At 64.4% G+C, this 20,170-nt stretch carries 22 protein-coding genes; 11 read left to right on the top strand and 11 right to left on the bottom strand.

Annotated features, from left to right (window positions below):
* The first annotated feature begins 44 nt into the window (after positions 1 to 44).
* Complete coding sequence (gene hisC, locus NKJ80_RS19325) at positions 45 to 1,154, top strand: histidinol-phosphate transaminase (protein WP_352498143.1); 1,110 nt, start codon at positions 45 to 47, stop codon at positions 1,152 to 1,154.
* A 4-nt stretch (positions 1,155 to 1,158) separates the two neighbouring features.
* Complete coding sequence (locus tag NKJ80_RS19330; protein WP_352498144.1) at positions 1,159 to 2,094, top strand: prephenate/arogenate dehydrogenase family protein; 936 nt, start codon at positions 1,159 to 1,161, stop codon at positions 2,092 to 2,094.
* Between the two features lie 7 nt (positions 2,095 to 2,101).
* Here the strand turns inward: NKJ80_RS19330 and NKJ80_RS19335 are convergent, their stop codons facing one another.
* Both NKJ80_RS19335 and NKJ80_RS19340 read right to left on the bottom strand, forming a co-directional pair.
* Entirely contained in the window at positions 2,102 to 3,025 is a 924-nt protein-coding gene (locus NKJ80_RS19335) for a sugar kinase (RefSeq protein WP_023731075.1), read from the bottom strand.
* A gap of 124 nt (positions 3,026 to 3,149) precedes the next feature.
* On the bottom strand, positions 3,150 to 4,148 hold the full coding sequence (locus tag NKJ80_RS19340) for a DUF2125 domain-containing protein (protein ID WP_023731074.1): 999 nt from the start codon (positions 4,146 to 4,148) through the stop codon (positions 3,150 to 3,152).
* A 124-nt stretch (positions 4,149 to 4,272) separates the two neighbouring features.
* Here NKJ80_RS19340 and NKJ80_RS19345 point away from each other — a divergent pair, with 124 nt between their 5' ends.
* From NKJ80_RS19345 to NKJ80_RS19355, 3 genes are all read left to right on the top strand, one after another.
* On the top strand, positions 4,273 to 4,806 hold the full coding sequence (locus tag NKJ80_RS19345; protein WP_023698719.1) for a gamma-glutamylcyclotransferase: 534 nt from the start codon (positions 4,273 to 4,275) through the stop codon (positions 4,804 to 4,806).
* Positions 4,807 to 4,971: 165 nt separating this feature from the next.
* A complete protein-coding gene (locus tag NKJ80_RS19350) occupies positions 4,972 to 5,919 on the top strand; it encodes an aldo/keto reductase (RefSeq protein ID WP_023698718.1) in 948 nt (315 codons plus the stop codon).
* Between the two features lie 83 nt (positions 5,920 to 6,002).
* Positions 6,003 to 6,629 carry a LysE family translocator gene (locus tag NKJ80_RS19355; RefSeq protein ID WP_023698717.1) on the top strand — a complete coding sequence of 209 codons (627 nt, stop codon included), beginning with the start codon at positions 6,003 to 6,005 and terminating at the stop codon, positions 6,627 to 6,629.
* Between the two features lie 69 nt (positions 6,630 to 6,698).
* Here the strand turns inward: NKJ80_RS19355 and NKJ80_RS19360 are convergent, their stop codons facing one another.
* Positions 6,699 to 7,508 carry a lysophospholipid acyltransferase family protein gene (locus NKJ80_RS19360; RefSeq protein ID WP_023673308.1) on the bottom strand — a complete coding sequence of 270 codons (810 nt, stop codon included), beginning with the start codon at positions 7,506 to 7,508 and terminating at the stop codon, positions 6,699 to 6,701.
* Positions 7,509 to 7,623: 115 nt separating this feature from the next.
* Entirely contained in the window at positions 7,624 to 8,529 is a 906-nt protein-coding gene (locus NKJ80_RS19365) for a LysR family transcriptional regulator (protein WP_023698716.1), read from the bottom strand.
* Between the two features lie 114 nt (positions 8,530 to 8,643).
* Between NKJ80_RS19365 and NKJ80_RS19370 the strand changes: the two genes are divergently transcribed.
* On the top strand, positions 8,644 to 9,276 hold the full coding sequence (locus NKJ80_RS19370; RefSeq protein WP_352498145.1) for a pyridoxamine 5'-phosphate oxidase family protein: 633 nt from the start codon (positions 8,644 to 8,646) through the stop codon (positions 9,274 to 9,276).
* Between the two features lie 92 nt (positions 9,277 to 9,368).
* On the opposite strand, the gene NKJ80_RS19375 is transcribed toward NKJ80_RS19370, so the two are convergent.
* From NKJ80_RS19375 to ftsE, 3 genes are all read right to left on the bottom strand, one after another.
* A complete protein-coding gene (locus NKJ80_RS19375) occupies positions 9,369 to 10,088 on the bottom strand; it encodes a YdcF family protein (protein ID WP_023673311.1) in 720 nt (239 codons plus the stop codon).
* Positions 10,089 to 10,221: 133 nt separating this feature from the next.
* Entirely contained in the window at positions 10,222 to 11,211 is a 990-nt protein-coding gene (locus tag NKJ80_RS19380; RefSeq protein ID WP_352498146.1) for a cell division protein FtsX, read from the bottom strand.
* On the bottom strand, positions 11,204 to 11,863 hold the full coding sequence (gene ftsE / locus NKJ80_RS19385; protein WP_023685344.1) for a cell division ATP-binding protein FtsE: 660 nt from the start codon (positions 11,861 to 11,863) through the stop codon (positions 11,204 to 11,206). The genes NKJ80_RS19380 and ftsE overlap by 8 nt, the downstream gene beginning before the upstream one ends.
* 180 nt (positions 11,864 to 12,043) lie before the next feature.
* On the opposite strand from ftsE, the gene NKJ80_RS19390 reads away from it, so the two are divergent.
* From NKJ80_RS19390 to NKJ80_RS19400, 3 genes are all read left to right on the top strand, one after another.
* Complete coding sequence (locus tag NKJ80_RS19390; RefSeq protein WP_352498147.1) at positions 12,044 to 12,679, top strand: hypothetical protein; 636 nt, start codon at positions 12,044 to 12,046, stop codon at positions 12,677 to 12,679.
* A gap of 23 nt (positions 12,680 to 12,702) precedes the next feature.
* Positions 12,703 to 13,245: a hypoxanthine phosphoribosyltransferase gene (hpt, locus tag NKJ80_RS19395; protein WP_023673315.1), complete on the top strand. Its 543-nt coding sequence runs from the start codon at positions 12,703 to 12,705 to the stop codon at positions 13,243 to 13,245.
* A 64-nt stretch (positions 13,246 to 13,309) separates the two neighbouring features.
* Entirely contained in the window at positions 13,310 to 13,681 is a 372-nt protein-coding gene (locus NKJ80_RS19400; protein WP_023698715.1) for a response regulator, read from the top strand.
* A 6-nt stretch (positions 13,682 to 13,687) separates the two neighbouring features.
* Here the strand turns inward: NKJ80_RS19400 and NKJ80_RS19405 are convergent, their stop codons facing one another.
* Complete coding sequence (locus NKJ80_RS19405) at positions 13,688 to 14,638, bottom strand: DMT family transporter (RefSeq protein WP_023804532.1); 951 nt, start codon at positions 14,636 to 14,638, stop codon at positions 13,688 to 13,690.
* 226 nt (positions 14,639 to 14,864) lie between these two features.
* Here NKJ80_RS19405 and NKJ80_RS19410 point away from each other — a divergent pair, with 226 nt between their 5' ends.
* A complete protein-coding gene (locus NKJ80_RS19410; protein ID WP_023698713.1) occupies positions 14,865 to 15,728 on the top strand; it encodes a LysR family transcriptional regulator in 864 nt (287 codons plus the stop codon).
* Here the strand turns inward: NKJ80_RS19410 and NKJ80_RS19415 are convergent.
* The 3 genes from NKJ80_RS19415 to NKJ80_RS19425 form a co-directional block, all read right to left on the bottom strand.
* Positions 15,725 to 16,096, bottom strand: a complete 372-nt coding sequence (locus NKJ80_RS19415; RefSeq protein WP_023685340.1) for a glyoxalase superfamily protein — start codon at positions 16,094 to 16,096, stop codon at positions 15,725 to 15,727. The genes NKJ80_RS19410 and NKJ80_RS19415 overlap by 4 nt on opposite strands.
* 41 nt (positions 16,097 to 16,137) lie before the next feature.
* Positions 16,138 to 18,726, bottom strand: coding sequence for a TIGR02302 family protein (locus tag NKJ80_RS19420; RefSeq protein WP_023686705.1), 2,589 nt, complete (start codon positions 18,724 to 18,726; stop codon positions 16,138 to 16,140).
* A 136-nt stretch (positions 18,727 to 18,862) separates the two neighbouring features.
* Positions 18,863 to 19,804 (bottom strand): threonine/serine dehydratase, encoded by a 942-nt coding sequence (locus tag NKJ80_RS19425; RefSeq protein ID WP_023743994.1) that lies wholly within the window; start codon positions 19,802 to 19,804, stop codon positions 18,863 to 18,865.
* A 50-nt stretch (positions 19,805 to 19,854) separates the two neighbouring features.
* Here NKJ80_RS19425 and NKJ80_RS19430 point away from each other — a divergent pair, with 50 nt between their 5' ends.
* Positions 19,855 to 20,157, top strand: coding sequence for an ArsR/SmtB family transcription factor (locus tag NKJ80_RS19430; protein ID WP_023694025.1), 303 nt, complete (start codon positions 19,855 to 19,857; stop codon positions 20,155 to 20,157).
* Positions 20,158 to 20,170: the final 13 nt, after the last annotated feature.

Consider the following 20,170-nt stretch of genomic DNA (forward strand, 5'->3'; position numbering starts at 1 on the left):
CCGCTGCGGCCTCCGGACGGAGGCATTCTCGATGGATTTGCGACATGGACAAGAAAGCGGACAAGGCACGGCCGACGCCCCGCGCGGGCATTATGGACATCGACGCCTATGTGCCGGGCAAGAGCACTGCCCCGGCCGGCGTCGCCAAGGTCCATAAATTGTCGTCGAACGAGAACCCGCTCGGCCCGTCGCCGAAGGCGATCGAGGCCGCGCGTGAAGTGGCTGCCAAGCTCGATGTCTATCCCGACGGCACCGCCCGCCGGCTGCGCGAAGCGATCGCCGAGGTGCATGGCCTCAACCCGGCGAACATCATCTGCTCCAACGGTTCCGACGAGATTTTGGGCCTGCTGGCGCAGACCTATCTTGCGCCAGGCGATGAGGCGATTTTTACCGAACATGCCTTCATGGTCTACAAGATCTACATTCAGTCGGCGGGGGCCAAGCCGGTTGCTGTGAAGGAAACCGAGGAGCGCGCCGACGTCGACGCGATCCTGGCCGCGGTGACGCCGCGGACCAAAATCATCTTCCTCGCCAATCCCAACAATCCGACCGGCACCTATCTGCCGTTCCAGGAGGTCCGCCGTCTGCATTCCGCGCTCCCGGGCAACGTGCTTCTGGTGCTGGACGCGGCCTATGCCGAATATGTCAGGCGCAATGACTATGAGGCCGGCATCGAGCTGGCGGGCAGCGCACAGAATGTGGTCATGACCCGCACCTTCTCCAAGCTCGGCCTTGGCGGCGCGCGCATCGGCTGGATGTATGGCCCACTGCACATAGTCGATGCCATCAACCGTATCCGCGGCCCTTTCAACGTTAACGCAACAGCGATCGAGGCCGGCATTGCCGCCATCCGCGACCGCGCCCATGTCGAGCGCAGTTCGTTGCACAACGAGACCTGGCTTACCTGGCTGAATGAAGAGCTGACGAAGCTTGGGCTGCGCGTGACGCCCAGCGTCGGCAATTTCGTCCTCATCCACTTTCCCGACGACAAGAGGCATTCGGCTGAGGCGGCGGACGACTACCTCACCCAGCGCGGCTATATATTGCGGCGCGTTACCGGCTATGGCTTTCCCAATGCGCTTCGCATGAGCGTCGGCACCGAAGAAGCCAATCGCGGCGTCATCGACGCCCTCACGACATTCCTGAAAAGCTGAAACAATGACATTACCGATGTTTGAAAAGATCGCGCTGGTCGGCATCGGCCTGATTGGCTCGTCGCTGGCCCGCATCATCCGCCGCGAGGGCCTGGCCCGCCATGTCGCCATCGCGACGCGCAGCCCGACCACGCTGGCACGGGCGAAGGAGCTCGGTCTTGGCGAGAGCTACACCACCGACGCCAGGGAAGCGGTCCGCAATGCCGACCTGATCATCGTCTCGGTGCCAGTGGGATCGTCGGGCGAGGTGGCGCAAGAGATCGCGCCGGCGCTGAAAAAGGGCGCCATCCTCACCGATGTCGGTTCGACCAAGGCCTCGGTCATTGCGCAAATGCAGCCCTATGTACCGGACGGCGTGCACTTTATTCCGGGGCACCCGCTGGCAGGTACGGAGAAATCGGGCCCGGATGCGGGTTTCGCCGAGCTGTTCGAAAACCGCTGGTGCATCTTCACGCCCCTGCCGGGAACCGATCCGGCCGCGCTGGAAAAGCTGTCGGAATTCTGGCGGCGCTGCGGCTCCAACATCGACACGATGGACCCGCAGCATCATGACATGACGCTGGCCATCGTTTCGCATCTTCCGCACATCATTGCCTACAACATCGTCGGCACGGCCGACGATCTGGAATCGGTGACCAAGTCGGAAGTGATCAAATATTCGGCTTCCGGTTTCCGCGACTTCACCCGTCTGGCCGCCTCCGACCCGACCATGTGGCGCGACGTGTGCCTGCACAACAAGGATGCCATCCTGGAAATGCTGGCGCGCTTTTCGGAGGACCTCGCCTCGCTGCAGCGGGCGATCCGCTGGGGCGACGGCGACAAGCTGTTCGACCTGTTCACCCGCACCCGGGCCGTTCGCCGTTCGATCATCGAGGCCGGCCAGGATATCGACGTGCCGGATTTCGGCCGGCAGGCGGTCGAGCACCCGGTGAAAAGTTAAATCTGTTTCAGACGGGCCAGGTCGCCGCGACCATGGCCATTGCCTCGTCCCTGTTTGGCGCCCCCAGCCGGCCGCCGAAGCGCTGGCATTTGAGCGCGGCCGCCGCGCTGGCAAAGCGCAACGCCTGCTCGATCGGCATGGTTTCCGCCAACGCGACAGCAAAGGCGCCGTGGAAAACGTCGCCGGCGGCCAGCGTGTCGACCGCCTTGATCTTCGGCGCCGCGATGTGGCGCACGCATCCGGCGGACCGGTCATGCCACCAGCTTCCCGCGGCGCCGCCGGTCACCGCGACAAAGGCGTCTGTGCGGCTGGCGAGGTCGGCGCAGGCGGTTTCGGGATCCAGCGCGTGGTCGCAGATAATGCGTGCAGCCGTCTCCGAAGCGACGATGTGCGAAGCCAGCGGCAACAGACGCTCCAGCACCTCCAGCGGCGCCGTGTCGGCGTCGAGGATTGCCGGGCAACCGGCGTCGCGCGCGGCGGTCAAGGCAAGAGCGGCGGCGCCCGGCCAGCGCACATCGACCAGCACGGCATCGAAGCCGGAAAGATCGGCGACAGGCACCGCCTCGGGGTCGGCCTGCGCCTTTGGGTCGTAGAAGGGCACGATGATGCGCTCGCCATGAGCGTCGACCAGGATCGCGGCCAGCGCCGAGCGGGCGCCTTCGACGCGGCGGACAAAGCGGCAATCGACGCCCTCGGCCTCGATGCCGGCCAGCAATTGGTCGCCGACGGCATCGTCACCTGCACTTGCCCACAGGAACACCTCGGCGCCGAGACGGCGGGCGGCGCAGGCAGCACTTGTCGCCATGCCCGAGGCGATCTGGATGCCGTCCGAGGCGATGAACTTGCCCTGATGCGTGGGCAGGGTTTCGACGCGCAGGATGGTATCCAGCGTCAGCGCGCCAACGCTCAGCAGTTTCACCGGTCGGTTCATGCGTCGGCTTGCTCGAGCATGATCTCTCCCCAAAAGCCGTTGCCGCTCTTTGCGATCATGCTCTATCTCTTTGTTTTAACGCAATTCCGGACGGAAAACTTCTCACACTTTTCCTGGAATTGCTCTAATCGAGCGGCTTGATCTTGCCCAGCGGAATGAAGCCGAGCGAGACCTTGCCCTTCACCACCTTGAGCGGCATCGACGGTTCGTTGCCGAGCAGCGCCAGACCGGCAAAGCCTTGCTCGATCTGGCTCTTCTGCTCGGGGATTGCGGTGGCGAGGATTGCCGCCACGGCTTTGGGATCCTGCAGCTTGATCGTCAGGTCGGCATTGACCTGGCCGTTGGCGTCGACCGACACCGGGCCGGAGACGGTGATGCGCGCGGTTCCCGACGACAGATCGAGCTTGTGGATGCCGACCGCCTGGCCGCGCAGGCTCCTGGCCTGCGTCTTCATCAGCGCGACGCCGTTCTTCAGCGTCGCGTCGCCGCTGCCGTCGAGCGGCGGCAGCACGCGCCCGCCGATCGCGTCGGCGTCGATCTCAAGATCGGTGAAGCTTCCGGTATAGCCAAGGTCCTGACCGTCCGGCCGCAACTCGCCCGCCGCCGTTCCGGCGCTGAACAGTGAAACCGGGTCGGTGTCGTCGGCCGGATCGGTCTGGCCGGACAAGCTCTCGGCCTGCAGCGAAATGCTGCGTGGCAAGGGCCAGGAGAGCTTGGCATTGGCCTGCAGATTGTCCCAATCGATCCATAGCGGCGCCATCCCGGGCACCGAGGTCCGCAGTGGCCCGCGCAACTCGGCGGCGGGCGACAAAGGCCGGATGAGTTCTGCAACGAAGTTGAAGCTGCCTGCCGAGGCGGCAACGTTCCTGGCGTCGTCCTCGTAAGCCAGATTGTCACAGGAGATGGCAAAACGCAGGGGGTAGCCGCTGACGGTGAGGTTGGCGCAGCCGGCCTCGATGCCTTTGTCCTTGAGCGAGGCCACCGCCTTGTCGGCTTCGCTGCTGACGCGACCGGCGACATAGAACCAGACCGCGCTGTAGGCGCCGAACAGCATAACGACCAAGGCAGCGAGCCACATCAGCCGGTGGCGAAACTTCGACGGACGCTCGTCACTTGACGTCATGCTGCGGCTTTCATTAACGCGGGCGTGTTGCGGGTGGACTGTGGCTTACGCAACAAGCAAAAAGAACAGAAGAGCACCGATTCCGATGCGGCGGCGTCACTCTCGTGCAATCAGGCTTGGCGATATGGGCGATTTTTGGGTTTTTGGCTACGGCTCGCTGATCTGGCGACCGGGATTCGCCCATGTCGAGACACGGCGCGCGCGGCTTTACGGCTACCGCCGGTCGCTGTGCGTCTATTCCTTCGTGCATCGCGGCACGCGCCAGCGGCCGGGCCTGGTGCTAGGCCTCGACCGTGGCGGCTCCTGCATCGGGCTGGCCTTTCGCGTGCCCGGCGAGCTGCGCGATGAGGTGCTGACCTATCTGCGCGAGCGCGAATTGGTGACCAGCGTCTACCTCGAGCGTGTGCTCGATGTCAGCCTCGACGGGAATGGGGCGGCCGCGGGAGAGAGAGTGAAAGCGGTCGCCTATATCGTCGACCGCCAGCATGAGCAGTATGCCGGCGGGCTCGACCCCGCGCATGCGGCAGGTGTTATCCGTGGCGCCGTCGGCCAGTCCGGAAACAACGAGGACTATGTGCTCAACACGCTGCAGCATCTCGCGGCGCTGGGTATCAGCGACCACTGGCTGGAAGAGGTGGCGAAGCGGATCGCCTCGTGAGCCAGTAGACCACGGCGAGCCTGCAGGCGAAGCTCTCGCGCCTTTGTGAAGCGCTGGCCCGCTGGAAAAATTGGCTGAGGCCTTTGACCTCGGCGCGGCGAGACCTAGCTTAGCTGCGGCCCGAAGCATTCGGGTCGCCCGCCGCCAGCCCCACGGAGCCCCGTCTTGCAAAAACGCCGTCTCGGTCAAACCGACCTTTCCATCGCGCCGCTGGTCCTGGGCGGCAATGTCTTCGGCTGGACCGCGGACGAGAAGACCTCCTTCGACCTGCTCGACCGGTTCGGCGACGCCGGCCTCAACGCTATCGATACCGCCGATGCCTATTCGCGCTGGGTGCCCGGCCACGCGGGCGGCGAGTCCGAGACCATCATCGGCAAATGGATGAAAAGCCGCGGCAACCGTGACAAGATCATCGTCATCACCAAAGTCGGCTCGGATATGGGACAAGGCAAGAAGGATCTGTCCGCTGCCCATATCGAAAGGGCAGTCGAGGCGTCGCTCAAGCGACTGCAGACCGATGTGATCGACCTTTATCTCTCGCATTGGCCGGACCCGACAACCCCTTATGAGGAGACGCTCGGCGCCTACCAGAAGCTGCTCGCTGCCGGCAAGGTCCGCCATATCGGCGCCTCGAATCTTGACGCCGGCCAGCTGCGCGCCGCGCTCGATGTTGCCAGCCTGCGCGGGCTGCCGCGCTACAGCGTGCTGCAGCCGGAATACAATCTCTACGACCGCTCATCCTTCGACGGGCCGCTGCATGATCTGTGCGTGGCCGAGGATATCGGCGTCATCACCTATTTCAGCCTCGCCAAGGGGTTTTTGAGCGGCAAATACCGTAGCGAGGCCGATCTCGGCAAAAGTGAACGCGGCGGCGGCGTGAAGGCTTATCTCAATGCGCGCGGCATGCGCATTCTGGCCGCACTCGACACCGTCGCGGCGCGCCATTCGGCCAAGCAGGCGGAAGTGGCACTCGCCTGGGTGATGGCGCAGCCCGGCATCACCGCGCCGATCGCCAGCGCCACGACGCTGGACCAGGTCGACAGCCTGGCGCGCGCCGCATCGCTGAAGCTCAGCGCGGAGGATCTCGTGGCGCTGGACAAGGCCAGCGCCTAGCCGCGCAGCTTCGGCACGATCGTTCAAGACGACGGCTGTCCGCCTCGCCACACTGCTCTCCATTATTGTGGAGAAGAGGCAGCATGGCCGCAGACATTCTTTCGCAGGCGCAGCCCTGGCAGCAATTGCTGGCGCTGGTGCTGGCGGCAACCGTCGTCATGGGCAGTCCTGGCCCGGCGACGATCAGCGTCACGGCGATAGGGGCCGCCTTCGGCCTGCGCAATTCGCTTCACTACACATCGGGGATCATTTTAGGCACCGTCGCGGTGCTGCTGGTGGTGGCCACCGGCATCAAGGCTATCCTTACCTCGATGCCGGGCGTAGCGCCGGTGCTGGCGGTCGCTTCCGCCGCCTATATTCTCTACCTCGCCTACAGAATAGCGACAGCGCCGCCGCTGGCCGCGCGTGACAGCAGCGCGGTTCTGCCGACCTTCCTCGGCGGCTTCCTGCTCGCCGTTGCCAACCCGAAAGCCTATGTGGCGATTGCTGCGGTCCTTGCTGGCTCCGCGACCGCAGCCGGCGCCGATGCTCTCGGCATCCCGGCCAGGCTGGCGGTTCTCACCCTGATGATCGTAGCCATCCATGTGCTGTGGCTGCTGGCCGGCGCGGCCTTCGCCCGCACCCTGCGCCAGCCGCTGGCGTCGCGGATCATCAATCTGGCCTTCGCGGCGACGCTGGTGCTGACCACGGCGCTGGCGGCGTGGCCTTGAGCCGGCCCGCAGAAGAGATCAAGCTTTGGTCTTTTTTGTTTTGGCGCGATTCAGGACGGAAAAAACCGCTCACACTTTTCCTGGAATTGCTTTGGCGGCCGCGGCGAGTTCGGCCAGCCGCTTGACCGCCGTCGGCGGCATTTGCGGCGGGTTAGGAGCCTGCGATGCCTCGATTAGCAGCTGGTCGCAGGCGGCTTCCGTATCGCCGATCAGCCGGTCCATGAATTCGTCCTTGCCGAGCCCGGGCGGAATCGGCGGCAGGAAGCGGGCCTTGATGGTACCGGGAAAGCGCAGGAATTTGCGGCGCGGCCAGTAGAGGCCGGCGACATGGGCGACCGGTACCACCGGGACGCCAAGCTGCGTATAGAGCTCGACAATGCCGTATTTGTAAGCCGGCTCGTCGCCTGGCGCTCGGCGCGTGCCTTCGGGGTAGATAATCAGCTGGCGCGGATTGCGCCCCATCTCCTGCTTTGTCGATGCAACGACCTGCTTCAACGCCTTGGAGCGGCTGCCGCGGTGAACCGGGATCATCCGCATCTTCAGGATGTACCAGCCGAAGAAGGGGATCCAGGTCAGCTCGCGCTTCAGGATATAAAGCGGGTCGTGGAGGAACGGAAAGAAAGCGATCGCGTCCCAAAACGACTGGTGTTTCGGCGCCAGGATGAAAGAGCCCTCCGGCAGGTTCTCGACGCCGGTGATGTCGCTCCTGGTGCCGGCGATCTTGTCGTAGAGCCACAGGCTGGTGCGCGACCAGAATTTCGGCACGAACCAGGCGCGATGGCGTGGCGAGAGGAAGTAGTAAGGGGTCCAGAGGACCATCTGGACGATCAGATTGACATAGAAGACGAAGTTGAACGCCAGCGAGCGGATATAGAGCATGCGGGGAAGGGCCCGTTGAGGAGGTGTGCGTTGGTTACACCAAGCGCGGGCAAAAAGGAAACGCCGCAATGGCCTGACATAGGCCGGCTCGCCACTGACTCAAGCCAGTCTCAACTCACCACGTCGCCTGCAATAGCCGCTGCTTCAGCCGCGGAGCGGCGAAATCGAGGAACGCCCTGAGTTTCACCGCCAGCAGGCCTTGGCCGGCATGGACGAGGCTCACCGGCCATGGCTGCGGCTCTAAGGGCCGCAAGACCGGGACGAGCACGCCGGAACGTACTGCGTCCGCGATCTGGTAGGAGAGCACCCGCGTCATCCCGGCGCCTGCAATCGCGGCATCGATTGCAGCTTCCGCCGTGTTGACGCGCAGCCGTGAGCGGATCGGCACGATCAGTTCGCCCTTGTCGCCGGCAAAGCTCCAGCTGGCGAGAGCGGAAGGCCCCTCGAAACTGATGCATTCATGCGCGGCCAGATCGTCCGGCGTCCGCGGCATGCCATGCGCGGCGATATAGGCGGGGCTGGCGCACACGACGCGACGGATCGCGCCGACGCGGATGGCAATGAGGCTCGAAGGCGCAAGCTCGCCGATGCGGATGGCAAGGTCGAGATGTTCCTCCGCCAGTTGGGTTATCCGGTCAGCCAGCGTCAGGCGAATGTTGACTTGAGGATAAGCCGCCAGGAATTCGGTGACGACAGGCAGCACGTGCAAGCGACCAAAGACGACCGGCGCGGTGATGAACAGGTCGCCGGTCGGCGTGCTGTATTCGCCGGCAGCGGTGCGTTCGGCTTCGCCGACCTCGCCGAGGATGCGGCGGCAGGCGGCGAGATAGGCCTGGCCGGCATCGGTCAGCGTGAGCTGCCGGGTCGAACGGTTCAGCAGGCGCGCCTGAAGGTGCTTTTCGAGGTCGGAAACCTTGCGGCTGACCGTTGCCAGTGGAATGCCGAAATGGCGGCCGGCAGCAGAAAGGCTGCCCGCTTCCACCGCGGCGACGAACAGCGACATGGCTTCGAGACGATCCATACTTTCTTCCGGAAATTGGAAGGATAGCTTGCAACTATGCCATCTACATCCAAAACATGGAAGGATCTACCTCTTCGCGTACAATGGCCGTGTTTCGGCCTCGCGGAGGCTTCCATGAATGCTCATACTTTCACCAGCGATGTCGCCTTCACGCCGACGGTCAAGGCGATCCAGACCCGCAAAGGTTCGCGCAAGGGCTATGCCAGCGCCGAGGAGCGCGGCGGATGGCGCGCCCATATGACGCCCGACCTCGCCGACTTCATCGCGGCGCAGACCAGCGTCTTCCTGTCGACGGCAAATGGCGAGGGTCAGCCCTACATCCAGCATCGCGGCGGGCCAGCCGGCTTCCTCAAGGTGCTGGACGAGAAGACCATCGGCTTTGCCGATTTCTCCGGGAACAGGCAGTTCATCACGCAGGGGAATCTCGCCGACAACAACCAGGCATTCCTGTTCCTGATCGACTATGCGCATCGCCAGCGCGTCAAGATCTGGGGCACGGCGCGCGTCGTCGAGGACGATGCCGAGCTTCTGGCAAGGCTGATGCCGCAGGACTACAAGGCGCGCCCCCAGCAGGTCATCTTGTTCACCGTCTCGGCCTGGGATGCCAATTGCCCGCAACACATTCCGCAGCGATTCGAGGCCGCCGATGTCGCGGCCGCACTCGCCGAACGCGACAAGCGGATTGAAAGCCTCGAACAGGAGATTGCGCGGCTGCGTGGCGCGGAAGACGGCACGGCCAAGGGGTAATCGAGCGCCGTCAGAGTCGTCTGTCCAATTCCCAAGGGAAAGCGTACGTGCTTTTCCCGGGAAAACCGCTACACACTTTTCCTGGAATTGCTTTAGTCCTTGGCGGTCGAAACCTCGGCCAGTGCGACGCTGTCGGCAGTCTGGCGGACCGGGACGACGCCGCGCGCAAGCGCCAGCAGGTATTTGCTGTATTCGGTCAGAAGCACGCGTAGCGCTTCCGGCTTGGTCAGCCAGTCGCCATTGTCCAGATTGGTGTTGACCACCGGATAGGGTTCAAGCCTGGCGCCATGCAGCAGGCGGCCCATCTCGAGCAGGCTGCGCGGCATGTGGTAATTGTTGGTGACGAGGATGACGCTGCCATAGGCGTGGCTCTCCACCCATTTAGCGCTTTCCTCGGCATTGCCGATCGTGTCGAGCGCGGCGCGGTCGATGTCGACACAGCAGGAAAACAGCGCCTTGTCGCCGCCGGTAGCAGCCTGCAATTGGCGGCGGCTGGCAGAGGGATGCACGCCTGAGATCAGCAGCCGCTCGCCCTTGCCGGAGGCAAGCAGATCGAGTGCTGCGTCGAGGCGGGCCTGACCGCCGGTCAAGACGATGATCGCATCGGCCTTGGCCGGGTTGGTCGGGGTCGTCATGTGGCTGACCTTGCTGGCGAACCAGCCGAAGCCACCGGCAAACAGGGCCACCAGCAGCAGTAGACAGAGGGAGGCGAGACGCAGGGCGGTGCGCAAACGGCCCAGCCCGGTACGCACACGCAAACGCACCACTGGCATCTGTCCAGCCGTTCCGGTCGACTCCCGCGCGTTCATCATCCTATGGTTAATCCTGAAATGCCTTTTTGGTAAGGAAAAAAGCGCACATTGCGTTACGTCGGTTTTCGATCCGTGATCGTCCCTTCCATTCCTGTCCTTGCCCCCGAACTGTTTTCGCTTCTGCCCTCACGGGTCACCCCGCATCCGGCTGGCGGACATCGATGTCGCTGAGATAGGCGACGACGGTGGCGTGCGAGGTCGCCGCCGTCAGTCCGCCGATCACCAGCACCATCAGGCCGACGCCGAGATAGCCTGCCGATCCGATGGCGAAATTGCCGAACAAAGCGGTGGCCTGGTCGGCCTGCGGCGTTGCCATGTTGCGCGACGACCACCAGGAAAAGACGATGAAAACCAGGATCGCGGCTGCGCCGCCGGCGGCTGCGCCCTTCATCCCGGTGACCAGGAAATGCCAGCGGAATTCGCGCGCGATGAAGCGCGCCTCGGCGCCGACGAAATGCAGCACTTCGATGATATGGCCGTTACCCGCCATGGCGCCGCGCGTCGCAAACACTACGGTCAGCACCGTCGCCGACAGCATCAGGACCAGCACGGCGATGCCGATGGTGACCGTGGTGCGGGCCATGGCGACCAGCCGGTCGACCCATGTACGGTGATCGTCGAGCGAAGCACTCGGCAGCTTGGGCGTGAGCGCCGCACGGATGGCGCTGAAGTCGGGCGGGCTGGTCTCGTCGATGGTGACGATGATCAGGCGCGGCACCGGCAATTCGTCGATATTCAGGCCCGAGCCCAGCCATGGCTCCAAAAGGCGCGCGGTGGCGTCGCGATCGATGATCCGGGTTTCCTTTACGCCGGGGAATTCGCCGACGATCTGCGAGGCCTGGGCAAGGGCTGCCTCCATGTCGAGGCCGTCGACCGGCTTGATCTGAATCGTCGCCTCGCGCGAGATCTGGTTTTCCCAGACCGAGGCAGTGTCGCGCACCAGCGTGACGGCGCCGAAAGTCATGCAGGACAGGAAGGTCATGATGGCGATGACCAGCACCAAGGCGCGGCCGGCAATATTCTGCGCCGGCACGATCGGCGCCATGCGGCGCTGGACGCGCTGCGTCGTCGTTGCGGGCTCGGCGGCGTCTTCATGCAGCTGTTCGGCCGATAGCTCAGTCATAAATATCCAGCCTTCCGCCGGCCAGGATCATGCGGCGCGCGTCGACCTGCTCCATCAGGCCGAGATCGTGAGTGGCGATCACCACCGCGGTGCCGAGCCGGTTGAGCTCAATGAACAGCCTGAGCAACCGGCGCGCCAGCGGCGGGTCGACATTGCCGGTCGGCTCGTCGGCAAGCAGGATTTCGGGCTGTTCGATCAAGGCCCGAGCGATTGCCGCGCGCTGCTTTTCGCCGCCCGAAAGGACCGGCGGCAGCACATGCATGCGCTCGCCCAGGCCGACCCATTTCAAAAGTTCGGTGACGTCGGTGCGGTAGCTCGCTTCCTCGCGGCCGCGCACGCGCAGCGGCAGAGCGACATTCTCATAGGTGGTCATGTGGTCGAGCAGGCGGAAATCCTGGAACACCACGCCGATGCGGCGCCTGAGATGCGGCAGTTCAGCGCGCGAGATGCGCGAGCGGTCCTTGCCGAAGATGGTGATCAGCCCGCGTGTCGGCTTCAGCGACATGAACAGAAGGCGCAGCAGCGTCGTCTTGCCGGCGCCCGAGGGCCCGCTCAGGAACTGGAAGGAGCTCTCCGGAATGTGCAGGGAGATGTCGCGGAGGATTTCCGGACCCATGCCATAGCGAAGGCCGACATTTTCGAAGCGGATCACGTGCGACGACCTGAGGTGTGTGGCGGCGGCGTGCCAACCCTTTCTGTCCAACGACCATCGGCCGCCATGGTTAACCGTCGGTTAATTTTCGCTGTTTTTGAATGCGTCACAAGGGTTCCGGTGGGGAAGCGTTAACCATTTCCATTTACGCAAAAGAAACGAAAAGGCAACAGCGGGGCCATGATGGCTGAGCAACGAACCGCGCGCCCGGTTTCCGGCGAAATCATGACCGGGACAAGTGTCGCACCGGAATCGCGTCCTGTGGCGACCGACATCGTCGATGCGGATTATGAGGTGCTGCCGCAGCTGATCCCACTGATAGAAGCCATGCCGACGCCGGCGCGCGACATCGCGACGCCGTCGATGGAAGGCATGGAGATGCTGCGCAAATCAGATGCGTCAGCCGGGCGGCCGGCATCGCGTGGCGGGCCGATCTTCTGGATTGCCGGCATCGGTGCGGCGCTTGCCGCCTTCTGGGTCTCGGGTGGCCATGCGCTGGTGCGCCAGACGCCGTTCTGGTCAGTCGAACAGCCGGAGGGCGCCGTACTCAGCATTGCCGGCGTCACGTCGCGTGTCGACGCCTCAGGACCCGCCCCGGTGCTGTTCGTGGATGGCGAGGCCGTCAATGACGGTTTGAAGGCGGGACAATTGCCGCCGCTGGAGATACGTGTCACCGGCAATGACAGCCGCATCACCCGTTATACTCTGGGGACATCCAACCGTTCTCTGGCGCCCGGCGAAAGATTCGGCTTTTCCACCCGCCTCGATGTGCCTAGAAACGGCGTCAAGGCCGTGGCGGTCACCTTCGCCGGCTAGTCGGTTCTCTGGAAAGGTTGTTGATGCCAGTTGTGCGCGGCAAGGACATCGAGGTCCTGTTTTCGGCGTCCGCGATCGCGCGGCGCAATCTCGAACTCGCCAAGGAGATCGCCGAGCACGACTATCACGACCTGCTGGTGATTTCGGTGCTGAAGGGCTCGTTCATCTTCGCCGCCGATTTGATCCGCGCCATGCACGATGTCGGGCTGTCGCCCGAGGTCGAGTTCATCTTCATTTCCAGCTATGGCGCCGGCACCACCAGCGGCGAGGTGAGGGTGCTGCGCGACATCGACAATGAGGTCGCCGGCCGCGACGTGCTGCTGATCGACGATATCCTGGAGTCGGGCAAGACGCTCTCCTTCACCCGCAACCTGATGCTGTCGCGCGGCGCCAAAAGCTGCGCCATCGCGGTGCTGTTGGACAAGCGCATGCGCCGCCAGACCGAGCTGAACGCCGACTATGTCGGCTTCGACTGTCCCGATTACTTCGTCGTCGGCTACGGCATGGACGTCGCTCACGCTTTTCGCGAACTGCCGTTTGTCGGTGTCGTTAAAGGCGATGCCTGAGAAAAGGCCCCCGACGCTTCAAATTTTCAGAAAAAGTCAACTTTTGCCCGCCAAATTCCGGCCCATGGCAAAGCTTCTGATCGTCGAGGACGATGAGTCCGTCCGCACCCTCGCCGCCCGCGCGCTCGAACGCGCCGGGCACTCGATCGATATCGCCGCCGACGGCGCGCAGGGGCTGGCGATGGTCAGTGCTGCAGGCGGCGGTTACGACCTCGTCGTCTCCGATATCCGCATGCCGGAAATGGACGGCATCGAGATGGCGATCGCCGCAGCCAAGCTTTTCCCTGACATGAAGATCCTGCTGATGACCGGCTATGCCGACCAGCGCGAGCGCGCCGAGGAATTGAACGGCGTCATTATCGACGTCGTGCAAAAGCCTTTCACGCTGGCTGAAATCCGCTCGCGGGTCGACCAGGCGCTCGCCTGCTTCGCCTGACACGCTTCAGGCGACATCCTGAGACGCGGCGAGGACAGGCGCAGCGCTCCGGCGCCGTTCGGTGTTGAGCGCCAGCAGACCGGCGCCGATGATCAGCGCCGCACCGATGGCAGTGGTCGAGCGCGGCACCTCGTCGAAGAACAGGAAGCCCCACAACGGCGACCAGATGATGCCGGTGTATTCGAAGGTGGCGACGCGGTTGGCGGGCGCCAGCCTGTAGGCCTGCGACAGCAGAATCATGCCGGCCGAAGCGACGAAGCCGCAGGCCGCCATCTTGAGGAAATCCGGGGTCGTCGGCCAGACCCACGGCCGCACCAGGAATTCGAGGCTGGGGTGGACAGCATGGGTTATGCCGGCAAGCCAGAATGTGCCGGCAACCGCAGCGGCGCCGACCAGATAGGCGCCGTTCTGGTAGAAGGCCATGACGGTGGAGGATTCGGTGTCGCCGATCTTGCGCGCCATCAGCTGTGAAAAGCCGTAGAGCAAAGCCGAGCCCAACGAAAGCAGCGCCGCCCAGTCGAACAGGCCGGCGCCCGGGCGCAGCATCACGACCACGCCCAGCATGCCGGTCAGCACGGTGGCGAGAGCCTGCCAGGAGACGCGCTCGCCGAGATAGGGCCCGGCCATCGCCATGATGAACAGCGGCGCCATGAAATAGAGCGCCACCGCGTCGGCGAGCGGCAAGGCAGCGATGGCCAGATAGTAAACCGTATAGGAGGAGAACTGGATGAAGGCGCGTATCGTCAGCAGGCCGAACCGCTTCGAGGCGATGGCCCGCAGGCCGACGTCGGCGCGAACGAGAAAGATCAGGATCGGCAAAGCGACGATCGAGCGGATCCACATCACCTCGGTCACGGGATAGCCGGCCGACACCGCCTTGACCAGCGGGTCCTGGAGCGAGAACACCAGCACGCCAAGGCAGAGGCTGATGATGCCGAGAACGATCCGGTTGCGCATGTTGTTCTGCCGGCCCTTGCCTTAACTGCCCGCAGCCGCCCGGCCATGGGGTAAAAAGAACCCGCCACCGTTTCGGGCAGCGGGTATGAGTGAGGACTCTTTGATTGGTCCGCAGCCGATTTCGCGGCGGCATATCCAATGGGCGAGCGGACTATGCTGCGGCGTTTGACATGTTGCAAACGAATTGGAATGATACCAGCGATCAAATTTGCTTATGACGGATTCGATGCGGCCACCCCTCGACAGCGATCTCCTGCGCACCTTCGTCGCCATTGCCGAAGCGGGCAATTTCACCCGGGCGGCGGAGCAGGCCGGGCGCACCCAGTCGGCGGTGTCGATGCAGATGAAGAAGCTCGAGGAGCTGGTCGGCGACAGCCTGTTCGAACGCGGCTCGCGCGGCGTGGCGCTGACGCGCCGTGGCGGCGAGCTGATCGTCAATGCCCGCCGCATCGTCTCTCTGCTCGACGAGACGGCGGCATCGATGGCGGCGGCACCGCTTGGCGGGCCTGTGCGCATCGGCATTCCCGAGGAATATGGTCACGCCATCCTGTCGCGCGCGCTCGGCGCCTTCTCGAAGCGTCACACCAAGGTCGAGGTCACCGTGCGCTATGCACATTCGGGCGCCCAGCTGGCAGCGTTGGCGGCCGGTGAACTCGACCTCGCCGTGGTGTTCGAATGGCAGGATCCTTCCGGCGGCGAGGTGCTGATGCACGATCCGACCGTGTGGGTGACATCGAGCCTGCATCACATGCATGAGGAGCGGCCGGTGCCGATCGCGCTCTACAACCGGGCCGGCTGGTGCAAGGACTTCGCCATCAAATCGCTGGAGCAGCGTGGGCTGGCCTACCGTGTCGCCTATACCAGCGACACCACCGGCGGCCTGAAGCTCGCCGTCACCTCTGGCCTGGCGATCGCGCCGATCTCGCACAGCAATATTCCGGACGGCTGTCGTGAACTCACCGCCGCTGACGGGTTCGGTCATATCGATTCCTCGAATGTGGTGATGCACCGCAGCCCAAATGCCTCAGGCGAGGCTATCGACGGCATGCAGGAGGCGATCCGCGAGGCGTTCGTCAACCGGCCGGCTTAGTCTGTTGCATCCTCGTAGAAATGCAGGCGATTGCCGAAGGGGTCGCCGACCGACACTTCACGGGTCTGCCACGACGTGGTTTCGAGGCCCGGCCGGGCGTAGCGGTATCTCTTGCCGATCAGTTCGCGGTGCAATGCCGCGATGTCCTCGACCTTGATGCGCATGGCTATACCCGGCGCGCCGTCGCCATGATGTTCGCTCAGATGCAGGACACAGCCGTCGCGGATTACACCCATATAGAGCGGCGCATTGTCGTCGAAGCGGTGCTCGAACTCGACCTTGAAGCCGAGAAAGTCGACATAGAATTCGCGTGCCTTGGCGATGTCGAAGATGCGCAGGATGGGCGTGACGGCACCGAGTTTCGGCATGGCGCTGATACCATTCAGTTCGACGGATGTTGCCTTGGAGGCTACTTCAGCTCCAGCAGCCGCTCGAGGTAGCTGCGCTCGATGTCGGGGCTGAGCGCGTTGCCGAGCCGCTTGCGAATCGCCTCGAGAATCTGGCGGGCGCGCTGCACGTCGATCTCGTCGGGCACCTTCACCGAATCGCCGAAATCGGGTCCGCGGCTGGCGCGTGGTCGGCCCAGCGGATCGCGGCCGGCGTCCTGTTGGCGGCCGCCTTCCTGGCTGCCGCCCTGGTCGCCCTGCATCGCCTGCAGCTGCTTCATCATCTCCTTGGCTCCCTTGCGCAGCGCTTCCAGCGCGCGACCCTGGTGGCCGACTGCCTGGTCGCCTTCGCCTTCGCCAAGCGACTTTTCGGCATTGCCCATGGATTTGCCAGCGTCGCCAAACCCCTCATTGGGTTGCATGCCCATGCCTTCCAGGCCCTTCTTCAGCTTGTCGAGTTCGCTCTGCAACTGGCCCTGGCCTTCCTGCAGCTGCTTCATCGCATCGGCGAATTCCTGCGGTGTCATCGACTTCGGCCGGGCGAGAGGATCGCGATCCTTGCCGACGCCCGGCTGGTCCGGGTCGTCGCCATTGCCTTCGCCGGGCTGCTGATTATCTCCGCGCTGCATCTGGTCCATGCGGTAGGTGTCGTTCATCATCTCCTGCTGGCGGCGCATGATCTCGCCCAGCTTGTCCATCTGCTGGCGCATCTCGCTGTCCTGCTCGCCGCCCTGCTGCTGACGGCCGGCCTGCAGGTTGTTCATCATGTTTTCCAGCTGCGACAGCAGCTCCTGCGCCTTGTCGCGGTCGCCCGACTTCGCCAGGTTCTCGATCTGGTCCATCATGCGGTCGATATCACTCTGACGCAGCTCGCGACCATTCTGCTGCATCTGCGGCGCGTTCGGGTTCTGCTTGGCGCGCTCGGCGAATTCCTGCAGGAATTCGTTCATCGCCTCGCGCAGTTCCTTCATCGCCTTTTCGATCTCTTCGTCGCTGGCGCCGCGCTTGATGGCGTCCTGCAGCGCCTGCTGGGCCTGGCGGAGCCGCTTTTCGGCGGACGAGAGATTGCCTTCCTCGATGCCGAGCGCGATTTCCCAGAGATAGGCAACCTCGTTGCGCAACTGATCGTCGCTGTCCGACATCTTCAGCCGGCTGCGGGCGCTCATGATGGCGAGGTAATGCGACATGTTGTCGAACGTGTCCTCGGGCCGCAGCGTGATGGCGTCCATCAGGTCGAGCACGCGCGGCTTGGCATTGGCGTCGAGCGCCAGCAGGCGGCGCTGCTCGACCACCGCCCGCGCCAGCGGGTTGGCGAAGGGCCGCTCCGGCATCACAATAGTCTTGGTTTCGCTGGTCGCGGTGTGTCCGGCATCGTCGGTGGCCACAAGCGACAGCTTGATGCTGGCGCCGGCCCAGACATGCTCGGTGAGGTCCTTAGTGGTCTTGGCGGCGTTCGCCTTGCCGCCGCGGCGCGGCAGCGCCAGCGGCAGGTCAGGCGGACCGTAGAGCGGATGCGCATCGGGCGCCGCCGGATCGGCCAGCGCGAAAACCGCCTTGGCGGTGGCCGCGCCATAGTCGTCGTCGATCTGGTAGTTGAGCTCGAAGGCGCCGTTGACGGCGCGCTTGGGCTCGCCGACGAAGCGGATCGTCGGCGGCTTGTCGGGGATCACCGCGAAGGCCCAGCGACCGAGATCGGCTTCGCCCGACTTCAGCGTCAGCGTGCCGTCGGCGGTCAGCTTGCCGGTGAACTGGCGCAGCTTGGGGGTCGCGGGGTTGACCGCCGCTGCCTTGACGGCCGCCACCTGTGGTCCCGACGGGTCGATGGCGCGAGCATTGCCGCCCTTGTCGGCAAAGCTTAGCGTTTCCTCGCCGGAGCCGCCGGTCACGCGCAGCGAGACGTCGCTGCCTTGCGGCACGGTGAAGGTGGCAACCGCCTGCTTGGCGTTGCCATCGATGACTGGCGCGGTCAAGAAGATGGGCGGCTTGCCGGTATAGGCCGGCGGGGTCACCCAGGCATCGATGCGCGGCGGTACGATGTCGCGCGCCGCATGGGCACTGAAACCATCGGACAGCCTGCCGCCGGACGGTCCGAAGGAGAAGGCAAAAGCGGTGACCAACAGCAGCGCCGCCACGGCACGCAATGCCCACGGATCGCGCTCCGGCACGCGCGTACGCGGCAGGTCGGCGCCAAGGCTGCCGAGCTTGTCGGCCATGCGCTTTTGGTGTTCGCGCCACAACGCCTGGGAAAAGATGCTTTCCTTGCCGCTGGGACGGTCGGTCTGCACCAGCACCGGGCTGTGCTGCAGCTGGTTGGCGGCCTCGATACGGCGGTCGATTTCAGCGGCGGATGGAAGCTTGAAGAAACGCAGCGGATAGAGCGCCGCCAGCGTGGCAATACCGAACGCCGTGACCAGGATAACGCGCGCAATGTCAGGCAGCCGGGGGAAAAGGCCGAGCCAGGAGAGGCTGAGAAACAGGCTGGCGATGATGAGCAGCGGCAGAAGCAGCGGCCAGCCGCGCTCGACCGTCATCGAGACCCGTGTCGCCAGCCGGCTCAGGGCAAGCCGCCCGGCCAGGCTGCGATCGCCACTGGAAATGGGGCGTTCCGTCATCGGCCCTTCCTGCCCGGGCGGGATGGCCCGGACTCAACAAGCAGAAGTTTACCAGCAAACACGGCAAAGGCGAGGCGGTTCCGGAAAACTTGAAAAGCTTTGACGGGTTTGCGTCCCACTTCAGTCGAAGCAAGGTTTAGAATTTTGCCGGATCGGTATTCGAGCCGCAGACAAGGACGGCGATCCGCTCGCCCGGCGCCGGCGTGTAGCGGCCGGACAGCAGCGCTGCGAAGGCCGCTGCGCCGCCCGGCTCGGCGATGATCCGCACCCGCTCCCACAGCGCCTTTTGCGCGGCGATGATGGCGTCGTCGGTGACCAGGATGGAGCGTTCGACGAAGGCCTCGGCGATCGGGAACATCATCTCGCCGACGCGTTTGGGCGCCAGCGAATCGGCGGCGACGCCTTCGGCCGGCGCATCGACGGGGTGGCCGGCCTCGAAGGCGCGATGCAGCGTCGGCGCGCCTTCGGGCTCGATGGCGATGATCCTGATGCGGCCGGCAAACCAGGCGGCGATGCCGCCGATCAGGCCGCCGCCGCCGACAGCGACCAGCAGCGTGTCGATGTCTGGCAGATCGGTTTCGATTTCGAGGCCGAGCGTGCCCTGGCCGACCAATGTTTCCTCCTGGTTGAAGGCATGGATCTGCAGCGCGCCGGTCTTTTCAGCAAAAGCCTCGCTGGCGGCCAGCGCCTCGGCATAGCGGGCGCCGCCGACCATCAGTTCGGCGCCGTAGCCGCGGATGCGCTGCAGCTTGGCCGGTGGGCTGACTTCGGGAACGAAGATCGTCGCCTTGTGGCCAAGCCGCATGGCGGCATAGGCGACCGCGGCGCCATGATTGCCGCCCGAAGCCGCAACCACGCCGGCCGCAGGCACCGGCCGTTCGAGCAGATTGGTGAAGGCGCCGCGCGCCTTGAACGAACCGGAATGCTGCAGGCATTCGAGCTTGAGGTCGACCGCCAGCGGCGGCCGGTCGAAATCGGCCATGTCGACGCGCAGCACCGGCGTGTGCCTGATATAGCGGCGGATGCGCGGTTCCATCGCGGCAATGCGTTCGCGCGTGACGGTGTTGCCGTTCGTCATGACCATCTCCTTGGGATTGACAGCAATTAGTAACTTGGCAAAATGGCTAAATGCAAGAGGTTGATGTCTTCAAGGCGATCGCCAATGAACGCAGGCTGCAGATCCTCGACTGGCTGAAGGATCCGCAGGCGCATTTCCCGGCCCAGGCAGACGGCGATCTGGTCGAGGATGGCGTTTGCGCGCTGCTGATCGCGGAGAAGCTCGGCATTACGCAGGCGACGCTCTCCGAACATATGCGCGTGCTTACCCAGGCCGGCCTGCTGCGGCCCAAGCGCATCAAGCAATGGACGTTCTACCGCCGCGACGAGGACAGGATCGCCGACACAAGGATGCTCATCCAAAACCGGCTGTAGCGCAGCCGCCGTG

Source organism: Mesorhizobium sp. M0030 (assembly GCF_040323695.1).
GTDB lineage: Bacteria > Pseudomonadota > Alphaproteobacteria > Rhizobiales > Rhizobiaceae > Mesorhizobium.